The following is an 18,192-nucleotide window of genomic DNA, read 5'->3' on the forward strand; positions in this document are numbered from 1 at the left end:
ACCGGAGTTCATTAAGAACTCTATAAAACATCAATTATGGTTATATCCAATCCTAAAATGCACTGTATCAACGACACGCTTACCCATCTGATGCTAACCGAGCGTAATGACGATTACGCTTTCAACAGCATATGTGTCGCAACCAAGGAGGGACTCTACTCTGCTTCTACCGTAGAATTTGGTTTTACAACAACATAACTTTATCCAATCACATACACGCCGTTACACATTAATCAATAACAACAATAAGAGATGATTATTCTTTCTAAAAACATGAAAAAGTATAGGGTATTTCTTTTTCTGATTTTCTTGCTCCAGGCAATATCCTTCGATGGTTCAGCCTCCACCAGGCAGGATATGGGTCCGAAACGGCTGGAAGTAACCCACGAATACGACAAAAGTTACCTGCAAATCAAAGCACACCCCTTCGAAATAGCAGGCATCTGTTTCACAGCCTTCCTGTTCATCTTCTTCCTGACCAAAAAACGCAAGCATAAAAAAGAACTCGACAGGGTACATACCGAACTTACCATCGCCCTCGATGCCGTCTATATGGCCGTATGGCGGTACGATGTCAAAAAAGAGGTTTTCACGGCAGTGCACCGTGTCGGCATCCCGACTACCGGTATGACCAAAGCTGAATTAGGCTCCAAAATACATCCGGAAGATATGCAGAAATATGAAAATTACCTTCATGCCTTAACATCCGGAGAGGAAGAAATAAAAAACGAAGTATTCCATCTCAACCTCGACAACGGAAACGTCTGGACCGACGTCTATGCAATCGGATTAAAAGACAAGAGCGGGAAAGTGAGCCATATCATCGGTACCGAGCGGAATGTTTCCGCCGAAATGAAGCAAAAGAACATATACGACAAAAACAAGCAGATGCTCGAATTTGTCCTCAAAGCGGTCCACATTACGCCTTGGGAATATGACGTAGAGTCGCAGACAGTTAATATAAGCGACAACTTCCTCCAGCAATCCAATCTCTCCCAAAACTCCGTCGCGCTGGACGAGATCCTCAAATATATGTATCCTTCCGACGCCCAACTCCTGATCCAGGGGCTGAGTAACCTGATTGAAGAGACATGCAGCCTGATGGTCATTCAGATACGGAGCAAGGAGCCGGGAATGGAAGACTACCAGTGGTTCGAGATGCAAGCCGTCGCTTATCAACGTTACGAAGACAGGCGGGTGCGCAGTATTATCGGTTTGAAACATGATATCACCGATCTGAAACATACCGAGGAACTGGTTCGCCTGCGTGAAAAAGCCGAAGAATCCAACCGCCTCAAAAGCACTTTCCTCGCCAATATGAGCCATGACATACGGACACCGCTCAATGCCATTGTAGGTTTCTCGACGCTTATGGCCGAAACGGACGACAAAGAAGAAAGGCAAGAGTTTGCCCAAATCATCGAGGCAAACAACGACATGCTTCTTCATCTGATTAACGATATCCTGGATATGTCGAAGATAGAAGCCGGACAGATGGAATTCATTTATTCGGAGGTTAATTTGAATGACTTGATTCAAAACTTGGGATATACTTTCCGGTTCAAAATAAAGAAAGAGGTCTATATGTCCCTGGATATACCATCGGAACCTTACATATTGTACACCGAAAAGAATCGTTTGACACAAGTCTTATCCAACTTTATCAGCAATGCCTGCAAATACACATTCGAAGGTTCCATAACAGTCGGTTACGAAATCGAAGGCAAACAGATTTATTTCTATGTAAGGGATACCGGAAAAGGAATTGAGAAAGAGAACCTGCCCCACGTCTTCGAGCGCTTTGCCAAATTCGACACTTTTGTAAAAGGCACCGGACTGGGGCTTTCGATCTGCGAACTGATCATACAGACATTAGGAGGTGAGATTGGTGTGGAGTCGGAAGTTGGGAAAGGCTCTACGTTTTGGTTTACATTACCGATTTCTGAAAGAGTCGAGAGTTGACAGACGTCAACTCTCAACAATATTCTATGAGTGCATCACCAACAAAGGCGTGTCGGTATGGAATAGCATCTTACGGGCAATCGAAGGATTGAACATACGGGCCAGGATATTCCGGCGGTACGTGCTAAGCGCTATCACATCGATATCTTTGTCGCGCACGAATTTCTCAATCGCCAGCAACAGGTCGCCATCGTCCAAAACCGTATGGGTGATATGGGCATCCGGATATTGCTTTTTGAAGTATTCATTAACACCGGTCAGACGGATTTCATTCCATTCATCCTTGCTGGTCGAGATATTGAACAAATGGATATGCACATCATACGGTTTGATGATTTCCATAAATTCGTCAAAAGCGACCAGGTCACGCTGGTTGAAAGAGGTCGCAAAAGCGATGTTTTTAGCTTCACTCAAATCTTCAAACGGGACATTTTCCGGAATAGCCAAAACCGGGACTTTGTTTACTTCAATCACTTCACCGGTAACACTACCGATCAGATCCATGTCTTTCTGGCTCTTTCCGCGGGTACCCATTACAATCAATGTCGGATGATATTCTTTGCAATATGCAATAATCTCTTCCTCCGGTAACCCTTCACGAAGTACATAATTGTATTTCACTTTGGGAAGTTCGCCCGACTGGATTTTACGGTTGATCATCGTACAGATATTTTCCATATCGATATTGACACGTTTCAAGACATTCTGTGTCGTCTCTTCCTCGTTCACCTGGTAAGCCAGCGTATCGCCCATCGGAATAGCGGACGGGAAATACGGGCTGAAATAGGCATGCATGATCATCACTTCCGCTCCGATCTTATGGGCATAATTAATACCTAAATCACATGCTTTTATCGAATAATCGGAAAAATCTATCGGTATCAATATTTTCTTTTCCTGATGGCCGTTTTTTTCCTCTTGTTCGGTGTCCTCGCTAAACCACTTGCTATCTTCAATGATGCGCAAGGCATGAGGCAGATCGCTTTCTTTAATCCGCACACGTACACCGGCCGAAACAACCGGTTGGATCTGGTTTACATTATGTATGTAGACTTCAATCCCCTCTGTTTCAAGCATCGTTTTGAGAATTTGGGCTTTCTCGAACGTGTGAATTGCTAACGTTACTAATTTATCTTCCATACTCGTGTGTTTTTATAGATTAAACAATCGGAATTCGCTAAAAGTTGAATAAAAAAAATCCCACAGCAGCATCGTTTAGATTCAGCTATGGGATTCTTCTGTAACAATGAATTTCTTTACGCTTGCTGTGCTTCCGACACTTCGTCTTTTTCTGCGAGTATCTGCAAAGCACGTTCAAATATTGTGGTGTCGTCTAATACAACCAAACCTCCGTCAGGCCCAGGTTCAATATGTATTCCACAACTCTTGCCATCTTTAAAATTATGCCCACCGAAATAATTACGAACAGTTTCAACAGTGATACCCAGTTCATCAGCAATCCGGTGGGTACTTCCGTCAGGCAGGCTGTCTTTCAGTCTGCGGAGTTCATTAAATGTAATAGTCTTTGTCATGGCTTCCTTATTTTGAAGGTTAATACTTTGTTTAATTTGATGCCACTAACTTAATCATTATAAATTACAGCAACAAATTATTCATCAAAAATTAATATGCTTTACGACATGTATTATTTTTGAAGGCAAGCGGCCAATGGCTCATTAAAAATGAGAATGACAAGAATCGTCAGATATATGGCATAGACAATGAGACGGATACGTTGTTTTGAATATAACGGCTCATCTTGTTTTACCTCTGCCGGCACTAATTTTGAACGGCTAAGAGAATAAAGCCAATACACTAAATAACCGAAGAATACTCCCACAATGGCTCCCGGCACAATATCCGAAATAAAATGGACTCCCAAGTAAACCCGCGTGTAGGCAGTCAAAAACGCCCAGAAAAAGAGGGTCCAGCCAAATAACTTATCCCGCATAATTAACGTCATAAGCGTTGCAAAACCAAATGCATTCGCCGCATGGCTGGAGATGAACCCATAAAGCCCTCCCCGATATCCGAAAACGGTTTTTACCAGATACATAAAATCAGGATGATGTGTCGGCCGAAAGCGGGTGAAAACAGGCTTGCAGAGGTGGGAAGCAAACTGATCACATAAGGTTATAACCAGCGCAATTGCCAATAAAATAAGTAGAGATTCGCGCCAGTTCTTTTTATAAATTAAGACCAGAAGAATAAAAAAGGCTAACGGCAGCCAAACTGCCCTCCCTGTAAAGATCCACATAAAACGATCCAGGAAAGCAGAGTCGCTGCCGTTGAGAGCTAAGAACGCATCGCGCTCATAAATCAATATTTTTTCAACCATAGTAGGATTAAGCTTCGATGCCGGATATTAAATGATTTCAATGTCTTTACTCGGCATCCATCCTACATTTCCATCTTCCATTGCTATTTCACTCCAATCTCCCAGTTTACTTTTAATGGAGACTTTAGTTCCTTCATGCAAAATAAAAAGATCTGTTCCGCTTGCATCCGGAGAGCTCTTTACCGTAACAGTCGGAGCAAATACAATTGCACTTTTCCGATTCACCAGTTCACTCTTCTGATTGCTGGCAAAGATATTGGAAAAGATAACCAAAACCAGCAATATCAATCCAAGATAGAAGCCGATCTTCTTCAGATGAATCCACTTAGAGAAGAAGAACAATATCAAACAGCCGATAAACAGAATAAAGCAGACGATACCCATCTGAGCCCATGAATCGGCAGCACCCATATTCTGCACTTTATCAAACCAACGATGAAGAAAAAAGTCGCCAACCGGTTCGATCTTATCTACCGATTTCTGGCGCGCCAGTTGCAGATTGAAGCGGATATCTCCATCTCCCGGATCCAACAGCAAAGCCCGCTCATAATTCAGAATGGCCGGGGCAATCTTATTTTCCTTATAATAGGCATTTCCCAAATTATAATAGATTTCAGCCGATTCGCCATTACTCTTCAGAAGACCTTCATATAGTTCGATAGCCTTGCCATAATCTTCTTTCGTATAGGCAGCTTCCGCCTCTTTGATCGTTGCCTCCTGGGCGAATGCACCAAAAGCGACAAACTGGACCAAAAGGAAGAATACGATCTTTTTCATATTTATATTCATCTTCATCGCATTACTTTTTAATTGTATTTTCCATCTTACCAATGGCATCTACTGTCTGTTCATATAACTTATCCATAGCATCCGAAGCCTGTGCCGGTGCATAACGGGCAAATTCGCACGTATTCAGGATATCCATAAACTCATGGATCAGCGGCTCATCTACACCATATTTAGTCAATTCAGCCTCTACATTATCCTTAGTCAGGCTTGCCTGCGGAATACTCAGTTTATCACTCAAATATCCCCACAATGCACGAAGCACTTCGTCGTAAAATTCTTCTTTCTTGTTTTCCTTAAGCAGTTTACCAGCATTTTTCAGACGTCTGGTTGCCATCTTGTTCGCTTTCTTCGTACGGACTAATGCTAAGTTCGAGTTTTCTTTCACCTGCTTGCGGTAGATAAAGAAGAAGACAATAAACAAGATTGCCGGGATCAGATAACACATGTAATACATGAATGAACCAAAGAACAATTCATTATTCGGAACGAAATGGATGTCATTCACCTTCAGGTAACGGATATCCTTACCCAGATACTTCACACTTTCCTTATTGCTGAAGTTGGAAATAACGGGAGACGTTCCTCCACCTGCGCCCTGCTCTACATGCAGCTTATAAGGTTCGGAAGTTATAGTCTTATAAGAATTGGTCTTTGTATCAAAATAAGAGAATGCGATAGCCGGAATCTCGAAATCACCTGCATAACGCGGGATTGCCATATATTCGATAGTCTTTGTTCCGGAAGAACCAGCTGCAGTTGTCTTAATATCCACATCTACTTTCGGATCATAAACTTCGAAGTCATTTGGGAAAACAACTTCCGGATTCTTTACCAGCTTAATGTTTCCATTACCGGAAATCTTCACTTTGACAGTAACAGCTTCGTTTGTTTTTACATTATTGGAGTTAATGCTCGAAGTCATAGTAAAGTTGCCGACTGCACCGGAGAATGAAGCAGGTTTACCGGAAGGCAATGGCTTCACATCAATTGTTACAGAAGGAGTAGTAAGCTCTTTCTTTACATCAATGTAAGAAGATGAACCGCCAAAGAAGTCATCAAAGACACTACTTCTCTGTTTGGGAGGACCCGGTACACGTAACACAAGGTCCAGCTTTCCGGAAGGTATTATAATCTTCCCGGAACGTTGCGGGTATAATACGGTTTGTCTTATCACAGCAGTGCCATAATTCTTACCTTTATAATTCTCCATTACCAACTGCTTGTTCTGTGGTAATTCCACTTCCTGTGCGAGGAATCCTTCAAATTCCGGGAATTTCGGTTGATCAATACCTGCAATATCTTTTCTTACATAAAGCTTGAATGTAACCAGAATACCTTCCTGTTCATAAACGTTTCTCTTAGAGACATCAATTGTCAAAAAGGCATCATCCTTACTAATACCTGTACCGGTTGAGCCTTCTTTTGCCGCTTCGTCCGCTTTATCAGGGGGAAGCACTTTTATCGCTAACGCATTGGACGTGTAGTTGGCGCCTTTTACCTTGATCGTAGCCGGTGCAATGTTGAAAGTACCTTCTTTCTTTGGCTGGAGAATATAAGTAAACGTCAAAGACGTCTCCGTAGTCATTTTTCCATTGACGATCTGGGTACTCATACTGGTCGAAGTAGACGGCCCTATCAACACATCGAAATCTGGTATCTCCGGCACACGCAAATCTTTACCCTCTGCATTTACCGTGTACGATAATCTGAAAGTCTCTCCCATTACGACAGCTTCCGGAGCAGAAGCCTTGAACGTCACATCAGCCGCTCTGACCACTACCCCGAAAGTTGCAAAGAGAACAAATAAGAAAACTAATTTCCTCATTCTTTAATTCTTATTTTTTTAATTCTTACTTCTTTATTTCCCGATTACCACTCTTTATCCGTCCGACGGCGTTGCTGTTGTTGAGCCTGCGCCTTCTTCACCTTTTCCTGAGTGTCTTTTTCATCCTGCAGGAAGGCATCCAACATCTGTTGAGCATTGTCTTTACTCATCTGCTCATTCTGCTGTTGCTGTTCTTGTGTCTTATCCTGCTTCTTATCATCTTGTTGTTGCTGCTGATCTTGATTCTGCTGCTGTTGATCCTGTTTATCCTGATCTTCCTTCTTGTCTTCGTTCTGATCCTGATTTTGATCTTCATTCTGCTGATTCTGCTGATCTTGCAACAATTTTTGTGCCAAAGCTAAATTATAACGTGTTTCGTCATCTTTCGGATTCAAACGCAGGGATTGTTTGTAAGCTTCTACACTTTTGGCATATTCTTTATTTTGCATGCCAATATTTCCGGCATTATGAAAGATTTCCGCTAAACGGGCTTTTCCTTCCGGAGTCTCCACCATCTTCTCTGCCTGACCGGCTATCAATTGGTATTGTTCTGCCGCTTCCGGGAACTTTTTCTGTTTGTAAAGGGCATTTCCTAAGTTATATGTTCCTTCGGATGAGCGTGGGTTTACTTCCAGACTTTTCCGGTAAGCGATTTCCGCTTCGGTAAACTTTTCATTCTGGTAAAGGTTATTCCCTTCGCGGATGTTCTTACGTTCAGCTTTCTGGGCGAAAACAGAGCCTGAACAGAGCAATAATATCAAAGAGAATAATTTTACTTTTCTGAATATACGGTTCTTCCGGTCTAATGTCATGAAATCTACCAAAAGCAGAATCAATGCAATCCAGGCAAATGTCTGGAAACGTTCATCATATTCCGAATAAACTTTACTGTCCAGTTCTGATTTATTCATCTTTTCAATCTCCTTTTGAAGCGCACGGAGCGCAGAATTAGTATTGTCGGCACGAACATACGTTCCATGACCTGCAGCTGCAATCTCCTGGCACATTTCTTCGTTCAGTTTTGTAATAACGACATTTCCTTCCTTATCTTTCATGTAATTATTACTTCCGCCTATAGGAATCGGAGTACCTTTCGGATCACCCATACCGACAATATTCACATGAATACCTTTATCTGCGGCAGCGGCAGCAGCTTTCACCGCATCGTCTTCATGGTTCTCACCATCCGTAATCAGGATAATGGCCTTATCCGACGTTTCGCTCGGTGTAAAAGAACGGACTGCCAAGTTGATAGCAGCACCGATAGCCGTACCTTGCGTTGAAACCATCGAAGGGTTGATAGACGAAAGGAACATCTTGGCCGAAACATAATCGGAAGTGATGGGAAGCTGCGTAAACGCATCCCCTGCAAAAACAATCAGTCCGACTTTATCATTCGAGAAACCGTCTGTCAACTTGGATAGCATCTGCTTGGCCTTATCCAAACGGTTGGGCGATACGTCTTCTGCCAACATCGAATTGGAGACGTCCAGACAAACCATGATCTCCACGCCCTGGCGTTTCACTGTTTCCAGTTTAGAACCGAACTGTGGCCCGGCAATGACAATGATAACCATCGCAATGGCTCCGAACAACAGCCAAAACTTCAGATGCTGACGCTTTGGAGAAACCTCCGGCATCAACTCTGCCAACAATTCGGGATTACCATATTTCTTGATTGCCTTTTTCTTCAGGATGATTGCATACACATAGAATGCAATCAGTACGGGAAGCAAAAAGAGCAAGTATAAAAAGTCCGGATGTGCAAAACGAAACATAAGCCTTTTTTATTTACGGTATATTTCTTAACAATGTATTTCTCAATAATATCTCAACCAGCAACAGTGAGAAAAGCAGGAGCGCCCAATTCTTGTACTCTTCCTGTTTTTTACTATATTCCTGCACGCTGATCTTTGTCTTCTCCATCTTATCGATTTCCGAATAGATCTCCTTCAGGCTGGCATTATCCGTCGCACGGAAATATTGTCCACCGGTTGTAGCGGCAATCTGCTTCAAAGTCGGTTCGTCTATCTCAACGTCGACATCCACATACTTAACACCGAATGCTGTCTGCCACGGATAAGGAGCTTTTCCTTGCGTACCGACACCGATTGTATAAACACGGACACCGAATGTCTTGGCTATTTCTGCTGCCGTTACTGGAGCGATCTCACCTTGATTATTCACACCGTCTGTCAGCAGGATGATCACTTTTGATTTAGCCTGGCTGTCCTTAATACGGCTGACCGCATTTGCCAACCCCAGACCGATTGCGGTCCCATCTTGAATAATACCAGGCTGGACATCTTTAAACAGATTCAATAATACGGTATGGTCTGTCGTTAGCGGGCATTGCGTAAAACTTTCTGCTGCGAATACGACTAAACCGATATTATCGTTCGGGCGGCCATTGATAAAGGATGCAGCCACGTCTTTGGATGCTTCCAGACGGTCCGGCTTCAGATCCTGTGCCCTCATACTGCCCGAAATATCCATTGCCAACATAATATCAATACCCTCCGTTGAAGAGTTCTGCCAACTATTCGTAGACTGCGGACGTGCCAGTATCACAATCAGGACAGCTATTGCCGCCATCCGTAACACGAACGGGACATGCCGGAGCCAGACTTTCCAAGTGCTTGCTCCCGGCGCATCGAAGACTTCCGTAGACGACACCTGCAAACTTGCCTGATTTTTGCTCAGTTTGTAGATATACCATCCGATCATCGGGATCAGCAATAATAACAAATACAGATATGTAGGATTTGCAAATACCATCTTATTCTTTACTTATATTTGAATCATTCTTTTCTACAGGCTTTCCTTCGCCTTCCGCGTTTTCTCCTTCACCGGGTGCGGGAATCTCCTCTATCTTCGTCTGATTAATGAACAGATAAGCATTCATCAAACTCAAATCGTTTTCATCCGGCAGCGGATTCATCTTTGCAAATTTCACAAAATCAGACAACTGCATAATCTGCTTCAAGCTTTCATATACAGAGTTAGCCTCATGCTGTTTACGGATGATATCGAGTATCTCGCCGGAAGTCATTTCCATTGCATTGATACCGAAACGATCCACGATATAACGACGCAACGTATCCGTAATCAATGTATAATACTCTTTACTGCGACCCTGCTGCCAAAGTTTCTGCTGCTTGATCTCATCAAGTTCCTTTATGGCCTGTTCATGAGGAGGAAGCTTCGGTTCCGGCTTCTTGAACGGAATAATCGGCTTCTTGTTACGAATACGCTGTATGATATAGCCGATCACGCAGATCAGGAACAGTGTCAGCAATATGCCGAATATCCAGGGATAATAATCAGCCAGCACAAAAGGCGGTTTCCAGACCTCTTTGATATCATAAAACTCTTCCGGTTTGTCGGTATTGACAGGAATAGTCGAAACCTTTAACGCGACTTGGTTGGAATAAACAGTATCGGCGCCATCGATCACCATAAACGGAGGCAACAGATAGAGGGAAGAATCAAAAGAGGTAACCAGCAAATCCTGCTCGATCAATAAACGATCGTTATCGATCAAGGTAGAATCCGCTTTTGAGACACCTAACACCTCTACCCCGGCCATCAATGTATCTTGCGGAATAACCAGCTGAACGGCCTTATCTTTGTCTGCTGTTACCGTTAGATGTAAAACAGTCTGTTCACCGATCAGTATGGCGGCAGAGTCGACTTTCACGTCTACCAGTGTCTGCTGTGCATACGCCTTCCCTCCGGACAAAAACGTACCGAATAGGGATAGTAACAGAATGCTTTTCTTTATTAATTTCATTTGCTTGCTTTAATTACGTTTATCAAAAAGAGCAATTAATGCTTTCACATAATCATCTTCGGTACGGATAGAGACTGAATCGACCCGGCACTTCTTGAACGAATCGCTCATCGCGGCCTGCCGGCGGTCCCACCATTCCTTGTAGGCCGTACGCACATGGGCGGAAGAGCTGTCTATCCAGCGTTCCCGTCCGGTTTCGGCATCCTTGATCTTCATCAGGCCGACAGAAGGAAGTTCCGTCTCGCGGCGATCGTACACCTGAATGGCAACGACATCATGCTTACGGTTGGCGATCGTCAATGCATCCTTGAAGCCGTCCTTATCAATAAAGTCGGAAATCAGGAAAGCCGTGCATCGTTTCTTAATCGCGTTGGTCAGATATTTAAGCGCCTGTGCAATATTGGTCTGCTTCTCTTCCGGCTGGAAGTCGATCAGTTCGCGAATGATATACAAGATATGTTTCTTTCCCTTCTGGGGAGGAATAAACTTTTCTATCTTGTCGGAGAAAAACACCACACCGATTTTATCGTTGTTCTGAATAGCCGAGAAGGCAAGCGTAGCGGCAATCTCCGTAATGATCTCTTTCTTCATTACATTCACGGAACCAAAATCCCTACTTCCCGATACGTCAATCAGCAACATCACCGTCAGCTCACGTTCTTCTTCGAACACCTTTACATAAGGCCGGACATAGCGGGCTGTTACATTCCAGTCGATATCGCGGATATCGTCTCCGTATTGGTACTCGCGCACTTCGCTGAACGCCATACCGCGACCTTTGAACGCAGAATGGTACTGCCCGGCAAAAATATTGCGGGACAGGCCACGAGTCTTTATCTCAATCCGTCGAACTTTCTTTAATAGTTCACTTGTTTCCATCTTGATAATTGAAAATTGATAATTGAAAGTTGAAAATTTCAAACTAACGGAGAATGTAGTTTCAAAGAGTCAGTCCCTTTAATTTTCAATTCTCCATTTTCCATTTTCAATTATTAAGGTACTTCAACCTTGTTCAGAATTTCACTGATCACCTCTTCCGATGTCAGGTTGTTTGCTTCTGCCTCGTAGCTCAGGCCGATACGGTGGCGCATAACGTCGTGGCATACGGCACGGATATCTTCAGGAATCACGTAGCCTCTGCGTTTGATGAACGCGTATGCACGGGCTGCCAATGCCAAGTTGATAGAAGCACGTGGAGAAGCACCGAACGAGATCATATTAGCCAAGTTTGCCAGACCGTGTTCCTGCGGGAAACGGGTTGCAAAGACGATATCAACGATATAACGCTCGATCTTTTCATCCAGATAAACTTCGCGGACAACCTTGCGGGCTTCCAGGATTTCCTCTTTACTCAGGATCGGCTTGATCTCCGGTTTCACTCCTGAAATATTCTGACGGATAATCAGTTTTTCTTCTTCTTTTTTCGGATAGTTGATGATGACCTTCAACATGAAACGGTCTACCTGTGCTTCTGGCAGCGGATAAGTACCTTCCTGCTCGATCGGGTTCTGTGTAGCCATTACCAGGAACGGTTCCGGCAGCTTGTAAGTATTTTCACTGATTGTTACCTGGCGTTCCTGCATCGCTTCCAAAAGTGCACTCTGAACCTTCGCCGGTGCACGGTTGATTTCATCCGCCAATACAAAATTAGCGAAGACAGGTCCTTGTTTAACCATAAATTCTTCGCTTTTCTGACTATAAATCATAGTACCGATAACGTCGGCCGGCAGCAAGTCCGGCGTGAACTGGATACGGCTGTATTTCGCATCGATCAATGACGCCAGTGTTTTAATGGCCAAAGTCTTTGCCAACCCAGGCACACCTTCCAGCAGGATATGACCATCTGAAAGCAGACCGATCAATAACGATTCCACCAAATGTTTCTGTCCAACAATTACCTGGTCCATACCCATCGTAATCATGTTCACAAACGAACTTTTACTTTCAATCCGCTCGTTCAACTCACGAATGTCTACTGTCTGACTCATAGATTTTCTTCAATTATATTGTTATTATTTTTACTTGCTTTTTTGAGATGCACAAAATTAGAAATGTTAAATTCGTATTCTACACTTTCGCAGTTAAATAATACTAACCTATATGGAAGTATTTTGTTTTATTTTACTTAAAAGGGAGCGTTTTTATTACAGTTGGCCACTCAGAATCTCGGTCTGCCGGGCTGCAGCTTTCTCCACGGAAGCACGGTCACGGCGATTAATACCATACAGCTCAGGAGCAGGCACTTCGATAACAGTGCCGATAGGTATATTGTTCGGATCTTTTATAATAGCTTTATTGTGTTCATACAGATATACCCAGAAAATCTTGCTGCCGTAATAATCCAACGAAATAAGAGTCAGGCGGCTGCCCGGTTCTATTTTGACACGGGCGATTACTTTTGGAGAAGTGGTTTCCGGCTTTGCTTCGGTCGTTTGAGTTGTGACCTGAGTCGTATCTTGTCGCACAGAATCCACTTGGGCAACCCCCATGTGCTTTTTAACCTCTTCCGGTTTGAGCATCCATGATTTATCTTCTTTTGAAGAAGCGGTATCTTTCTTTAAAACGGAAGTTTCTTTTTCTCCTTCGAAGAAATGGCTGCGGTTCAGATAAAGACACACATTAAAGGCTATCAAAAAGAACACGAATACGCAGATTGCCACATTCCGCTTTGTACGGGACTTACCCGTTCCCGCGCCTGACGCGGGATCGCAAAGTGGCTGGCTGTTATCCGCCTCAACAGGATCAGGAGCTACATTATTATCCGTATTATCAAGAACGATATCGTCTGTTTCCTCGCGATCCCGCATCGAATGCGGGAACGGGGCAGCCGGTTCCTCAGGAGAGCTATCAGGCTGCTCGACAAGGGCAGAATCCTCCTGTGTGGCATCTTCTACCTGTGGCAAACGCTTTTCTTCCGGCATCACCTCTTCTACCGATTCGTCTTCCGCCTCCTTTTCTTCCGGCTCGTCAGCACTCACGTCCATATCGGTAAAATCGACGTTCTCACCTAATTCGGTTGTCTCAAAAAAAGAAAAAGGCTTGTTGACAAGTTCCCGCAAATCTTTATCGGGGAGGAAGGAAAACTTATAATGTTCCGGAATTACGAAACGTTCACCCGTATTTACATGGATACTTTCACGCTTCTCTACAGGAATGATTTTGAATGTACCGAGCCCCTTCACCTTCACAAGCTTATCGGCATAGACGCCATCCGAAACAACCGCTATAAATTCTCTCAGAAAACGTTCGGTGCTGTTCTTGTCTTTCCCTGTATATTCGGCTAACAAACCTGCCAAATCCTGTATGGTCAGCCGGTTATTCATGTTCGCTTAATTCTTTAAGTTTATTCTTCACGGTGGTTCCCGGCTTGAATACCGGAACGAGTTTTGGAGGCACCAGATAACGCTTTCCGTTCGAAGGATTGACAGAGATACGCTCCGCCTTCTTTTTCACTTCAAACTGACCGAACCCTTGCAGGTAAACGATGTCGTTATCTACTAAACGGGAACTGACCACAGAACTTAAAACAGAAAGTGTATCGGTAACTTCCTGTGCAGTCCATCCCATACGAGAGGCAAGTTCGGTAATCAGTTCCTTATTCTTCATATCCGCATCCATTAATAGATTATGCAGCTATATTAGTTATTTTTTCGTAAACTGGCAAACTTCTTTGCAGTTTTTATATCATATTAAAGCACTTTTCCGTACAAATCAAAGGCTTGAGCGTCTTCTATTTGTACGTTATAGAACTGTCCGGGAGTCAGTACCTTTTCTTTGGTAATAAGAATCTCCGGATCGACTTCCGGTGAATCGAATTCCGTACGGCCTACATAAAAGTCATCCTCTTCACGGTCAATTATCACTTTAAACTCTTTTCCGATCTTGGATGCATTTATATCTGCCGAAATACCTTCCTGGATACGCATCAAATAATCCAGACGATCTTGCTTTACATCCGGATCGATGTCATCGGTATAATGTTTAAAGGAATAGGTTCCTTCTTCGTGGCTATAAGCAAAAGCTCCCATACGTTCGAAGCGGACATCCTTCACAAAGGCTACCAACTCTTCAAAATCTTGTTCCGTTTCACCCGGATGGCCAACCATCAAGGTTGTCCGTAAATGGATGCCGGGAACTTCCTCGCGCATCCGCCGTATCAACGCATAGGTTTCTTCTTTCGTGATGTTCCGGCGCATTTTTGCAAGCATCGGATCGCTGATATGTTGCAACGCGATATCCATATATTTACAGACATTATCGCGTTCACGCATAACCCGCAGCAAATCATAAGGGAAATGGGAAGGATATCCATAATGGAGGCGAATCCATTCCACGCCTGGAATATCGGAGATACGTTCTATCAATTCGGGCAGCGCATAACGTTTATATAAGTCAAGACCGTAGTAAGTCAGATCCTGCGCAATCACCTGGAACTCTTTCACCCCCTGCTCCACCAACAAGCGGACTTCTCGCTCGATATCTTCCATCGGAACGGACTGATAATGCCCCGTACTGATCGGAATGGCACAATAGGAACAAGTGCGGTTACACCCTTCCGCAATCTTCAGATAGGCATAATGCCGGGGAGTTGTCAGCACACGGTCGGAAGCCAGTTCACGATGATAGGATTTGCCCAAATCGTTCAGCAGTTCCTTCCAGTTAAACTTTCCATAAAAATGATCGACCTCCGGCAATTCGTTTTCCAGGTCTTTCAGGAAGCGTTCGGACAGGCACCCCATTACAAACAGTTTACCGATCTTTCCTTTCTTCTTCGCTTCACCCAAGTCAAGGATCATATTGATCGACTCTTCTTGTGCATCACCGATAAAGCCGCAAGTATTTACGACTACGATTTCACCGTTAATTTTATGTGGATCGTGTTCGACGGCATAACCGTTTGCCACGAATTGGCGCATAAGTTGTTCTGAATCCACCAGGTTTTTCGAACAACCTAATGTTATAATATCGACTTTATTTTTCCGCATATTTATTCTCCGAAGAGGGAGTTCACAAATTCTTTTCTGTTGAATACCTGCAAGTCTTCCATGCCTTCACCCAAACCGATATATTTAACCGGAATGCGGAAATGGTCTGAAATACCGATCACGACACCGCCTTTGGCAGTCCCGTCCAGCTTGGTAACAGCTAAAGCATTCACTTCAGTTGCCGCTGTAAACTGCTTGGCCTGCTCAAACGCATTCTGTCCGGTAGAACCGTCCAACACCAACAATACTTCATGGGGAGCATCCGGAATCACTTTCTTCATCACGTTTTTGATCTTGGTCAGCTCGTTCATCAGGTTGATCTTGTTATGCAAACGGCCGGCTGTGTCGATAATGACAACATCGGCTCCATTCGCCTTCGCAGAACTCAATGTGTCGAAAGCCACAGAAGCCGGGTCCGATCCCATCTTCTGTTTCACGATAGGCACTCCTACCCGTTCGCTCCAAATCACTAATTGCTCGACGGCTGCCGCACGGAATGTATCGGCCGCTCCGAGGTAAACATTCTTTCCGGCTTTCTTGAACTGATAAGCTAACTTGCCGATCGTAGTGGTCTTGCCCACGCCATTTACACCAACAACCATGATAACATACGGCTTTTTATCTTCCGGAACCGTAAACGACTCCAAGTCTTCCGTATGGTTTTCGGTCAGCAGGGCGGCAATTTCTTCACGCAGGATAGCAGTCAGCTCGGCAGTTGTCACATACTTATCTCTCGACACACGGTCTTCGATACGGGAAATGATTTTCAGTGTAGTATCTACGCCGACATCGGACGTGATCAAAACCTCTTCCAGATTGTCCAGCACTTCGTCATCCACCTTGCTCTTACCGGCGATGGCTCTGGTAATCTTGGAAAATACATTTTCTTTTGTCTTTGATAACCCTTTATCCAGAGTCTCTTTTTTTTCCTTACTGAAAAAGTTAAAAATGCCCATATCTTACTGCTTAATTTATTCCTATTAGAAACGAGTGCGCTAAATTACTAAATAATTGATAATTGACAATAGACAATCGACAAATCCTTAGCTCATCCGGTTTTTGTAATCTTCGTAACCGAACCGGCGATACATCACAAGCGCATCATCCTTGCCCCACAAAGCTAAGGATGGATGCGGGATTCCATTGAACATCGACGTTTTGACAATCGTATAGTGAATCATGTCCTCAAATATCAAACGGTCGCCCACTTTCAACGGCTGGTCAAACGACCAGTCTCCCATATAATCACCACTCAGACAACTGTTTCCTCCGATACGATAGGTCGGTTTCCCTTCTACCGGCTCACTGGCTCCGCGAATGGCTGGCTTATAAGGCATTTCCAGGCAATCCGGCATATGACAGGTGAACGAGGCATCAATAATAGCTGTCTTGATACCGTGATTCTCAACAATATCCACAACAGTCGTCAACAAAAAACCAGTCTGCCAGGCAAATGCGCTTCCCGGTTCCATTATAATCTCAAGGTTCGGATACCGGGCTTTAAACAACTGTAGAAGAGCGATCAGATGCTCCGTATCATAATCTTTCCGCGTCATCAAATGCCCGCCGCCCATATTCAACCATTTGATATGTGGCAGGAAACGACCGAAACGCTTTTCCACCTCTCCTAATGTTTTTTCCAAATCATAAGAGGACGATTCGCACAAGGTATGAAAATGCAACCCTTCGATTCCTTCCGACAACTTGTCGCCCAGCAGATCACTGATTACACCCATCCGCGAACCCGGTGCACAGGGATTATACAAATCCGTTTCCACTTTCGAATACTCGGGATTAATCCGCAAACCGCACGACACCCGGTTTCCGTCAGCCTGCACCATCGGATAAAACCGCTGGAACTGCGAAAGCGAATTAAATGTCACATGGCTACTGTATTTCAGGATTGTAGGGAAATCCGCTTCCGTATAAGCCGGCGAATAGGTATGCGCCCGACTGCCCATTTCTTCAAATGCCAATTGAGCCTCATAGATTGAACTGGCCGTTGAATATGGAATATATTCACGCACAATCGGGAATGCCTTCCACATTGCAAATGCCTTAAAAGCTAAAATTATATTTACACCAGCCCGCTCCTTCACGCCTTTTATAAGCGATAAATTACGGCGAAGCAATTCTTCTTCCATCACATAACATGGGGATGGTATCACATTGAAATCTATCATCCGATACGTTTTTTGTCCGAAGTGCAAAGATACGTAAAAGCAGAGATTATACCAATACTTTGATCTGCAGAAAATCTATTAATGACGCCCTCATAAATGTTTTCGAGGATGTCATTAATATTTTCGACGTTCTCATTAATATTTCCGACACCCTCAAAAACAACCTTCCCACAGATCGAATATAAAAATATAGAGACAAAAGTCCAGAAAGTCCTATATAGAAAATGAACAAACGGAAGGATAATTCGATCTGTTAACAATAATTACGACTCAAAGCAGCGCTCATCTACTTAGATTTAGTAGATTTGCGAAAACAT

At 43.8% G+C, this 18,192-nt stretch carries 17 protein-coding genes and 1 pseudogene; 2 read left to right on the forward strand and 16 right to left on the reverse strand.

From position 1 onward, the window contains the following. The first annotated feature begins 36 nt into the window (after positions 1–36). Both DWU89_RS20650 and DWU89_RS21120 read left to right on the forward strand, forming a co-directional pair. Positions 37–198, forward strand: coding sequence for a hypothetical protein (locus DWU89_RS20650; protein WP_158543385.1), 162 nt, complete (start codon positions 37–39; stop codon positions 196–198). A 75-nt stretch (positions 199–273) separates the two neighbouring features. Next, complete coding sequence (locus DWU89_RS21120) at positions 274–1,962, forward strand: PAS domain-containing sensor histidine kinase (RefSeq protein ID WP_244205918.1); 1,689 nt, start codon at positions 274–276, stop codon at positions 1,960–1,962. 24 nt (positions 1,963–1,986) lie between these two features. On the opposite strand, the gene DWU89_RS14235 is transcribed toward DWU89_RS21120, so the two are convergent. The 16 genes and pseudogenes from DWU89_RS14235 to nspC all read right to left on the reverse strand — a co-directional run bounded on the left by DWU89_RS14235 (position 1,987) and on the right by nspC (position 17,875). Next, positions 1,987–3,102, reverse strand: coding sequence for a universal stress protein (locus tag DWU89_RS14235; protein WP_115500301.1), 1,116 nt, complete (start codon positions 3,100–3,102; stop codon positions 1,987–1,989). Between the two features lie 116 nt (positions 3,103–3,218). Continuing rightward, positions 3,219–3,494 (reverse strand): DNA-binding protein, encoded by a 276-nt coding sequence (locus DWU89_RS14240; RefSeq protein WP_115500302.1) that lies wholly within the window; start codon positions 3,492–3,494, stop codon positions 3,219–3,221. 113 nt (positions 3,495–3,607) lie between these two features. Then, a complete protein-coding gene (locus DWU89_RS14245; RefSeq protein WP_115500303.1) occupies positions 3,608–4,300 on the reverse strand; it encodes a phosphatase PAP2 family protein in 693 nt (230 codons plus the stop codon). 27 nt (positions 4,301–4,327) lie between these two features. Next, entirely contained in the window at positions 4,328–5,095 is a 768-nt protein-coding gene (locus tag DWU89_RS14250; protein ID WP_115500304.1) for a tetratricopeptide repeat protein, read from the reverse strand. A 4-nt stretch (positions 5,096–5,099) separates the two neighbouring features. Further along, positions 5,100–6,914: a BatD family protein gene (locus tag DWU89_RS14255; protein ID WP_115500305.1), complete on the reverse strand. Its 1,815-nt coding sequence runs from the start codon at positions 6,912–6,914 to the stop codon at positions 5,100–5,102. 44 nt (positions 6,915–6,958) lie between these two features. Next, complete coding sequence (locus tag DWU89_RS21125; protein ID WP_244205919.1) at positions 6,959–7,675, reverse strand: tetratricopeptide repeat protein; 717 nt, start codon at positions 7,673–7,675, stop codon at positions 6,959–6,961. Further along, a pseudogene (locus DWU89_RS21130) lies at positions 7,676–8,692 on the reverse strand (VWA domain-containing protein); the annotation flags it as partial. It lies immediately after the preceding gene. 13 nt (positions 8,693–8,705) lie between these two features. Beyond that, the gene (locus DWU89_RS14265) at positions 8,706–9,692 is read right to left on the reverse strand and encodes a vWA domain-containing protein (RefSeq protein WP_115500307.1); all 987 of its coding nucleotides are present in this window, start codon (positions 9,690–9,692) and stop codon (positions 8,706–8,708) included. A gap of 1 nt (position 9,693) precedes the next feature. After that, positions 9,694–10,707 (reverse strand): hypothetical protein, encoded by a 1,014-nt coding sequence (locus DWU89_RS14270; RefSeq protein ID WP_115500308.1) that lies wholly within the window; start codon positions 10,705–10,707, stop codon positions 9,694–9,696. 9 nt (positions 10,708–10,716) lie between these two features. Further along, positions 10,717–11,586, reverse strand: a complete 870-nt coding sequence (locus DWU89_RS14275; RefSeq protein ID WP_115500342.1) for a DUF58 domain-containing protein — start codon at positions 11,584–11,586, stop codon at positions 10,717–10,719. Between the two features lie 113 nt (positions 11,587–11,699). Continuing rightward, complete coding sequence (locus DWU89_RS14280; RefSeq protein ID WP_115500309.1) at positions 11,700–12,695, reverse strand: AAA family ATPase; 996 nt, start codon at positions 12,693–12,695, stop codon at positions 11,700–11,702. Between the two features lie 156 nt (positions 12,696–12,851). Further along, complete coding sequence (locus DWU89_RS14285; protein ID WP_115500310.1) at positions 12,852–14,030, reverse strand: HU family DNA-binding protein; 1,179 nt, start codon at positions 14,028–14,030, stop codon at positions 12,852–12,854. Continuing rightward, on the reverse strand, positions 14,023–14,313 hold the full coding sequence (locus DWU89_RS14290; protein WP_115500343.1) for an HU family DNA-binding protein: 291 nt from the start codon (positions 14,311–14,313) through the stop codon (positions 14,023–14,025). Before DWU89_RS14290 ends, DWU89_RS14285 begins: the two co-directional genes overlap by 8 nt. Before the next feature lie 83 nt (positions 14,314–14,396). Next, the gene (gene rimO / locus DWU89_RS14295; RefSeq protein WP_115500311.1) at positions 14,397–15,692 is read right to left on the reverse strand and encodes a 30S ribosomal protein S12 methylthiotransferase RimO; all 1,296 of its coding nucleotides are present in this window, start codon (positions 15,690–15,692) and stop codon (positions 14,397–14,399) included. Positions 15,693–15,694: 2 nt separating this feature from the next. Further along, positions 15,695–16,648 carry a signal recognition particle-docking protein FtsY gene (gene ftsY, locus DWU89_RS14300; protein WP_115500312.1) on the reverse strand — a complete coding sequence of 318 codons (954 nt, stop codon included), beginning with the start codon at positions 16,646–16,648 and terminating at the stop codon, positions 15,695–15,697. An 87-nt stretch (positions 16,649–16,735) separates the two neighbouring features. Further along, the gene (nspC, locus tag DWU89_RS14305; protein WP_115500313.1) at positions 16,736–17,875 is read right to left on the reverse strand and encodes a carboxynorspermidine decarboxylase; all 1,140 of its coding nucleotides are present in this window, start codon (positions 17,873–17,875) and stop codon (positions 16,736–16,738) included. Positions 17,876–18,192: the final 317 nt, after the last annotated feature.

The organism is Parabacteroides acidifaciens (assembly GCF_003363715.1).
GTDB lineage: Bacteria > Bacteroidota > Bacteroidia > Bacteroidales > Tannerellaceae > Parabacteroides > Parabacteroides acidifaciens.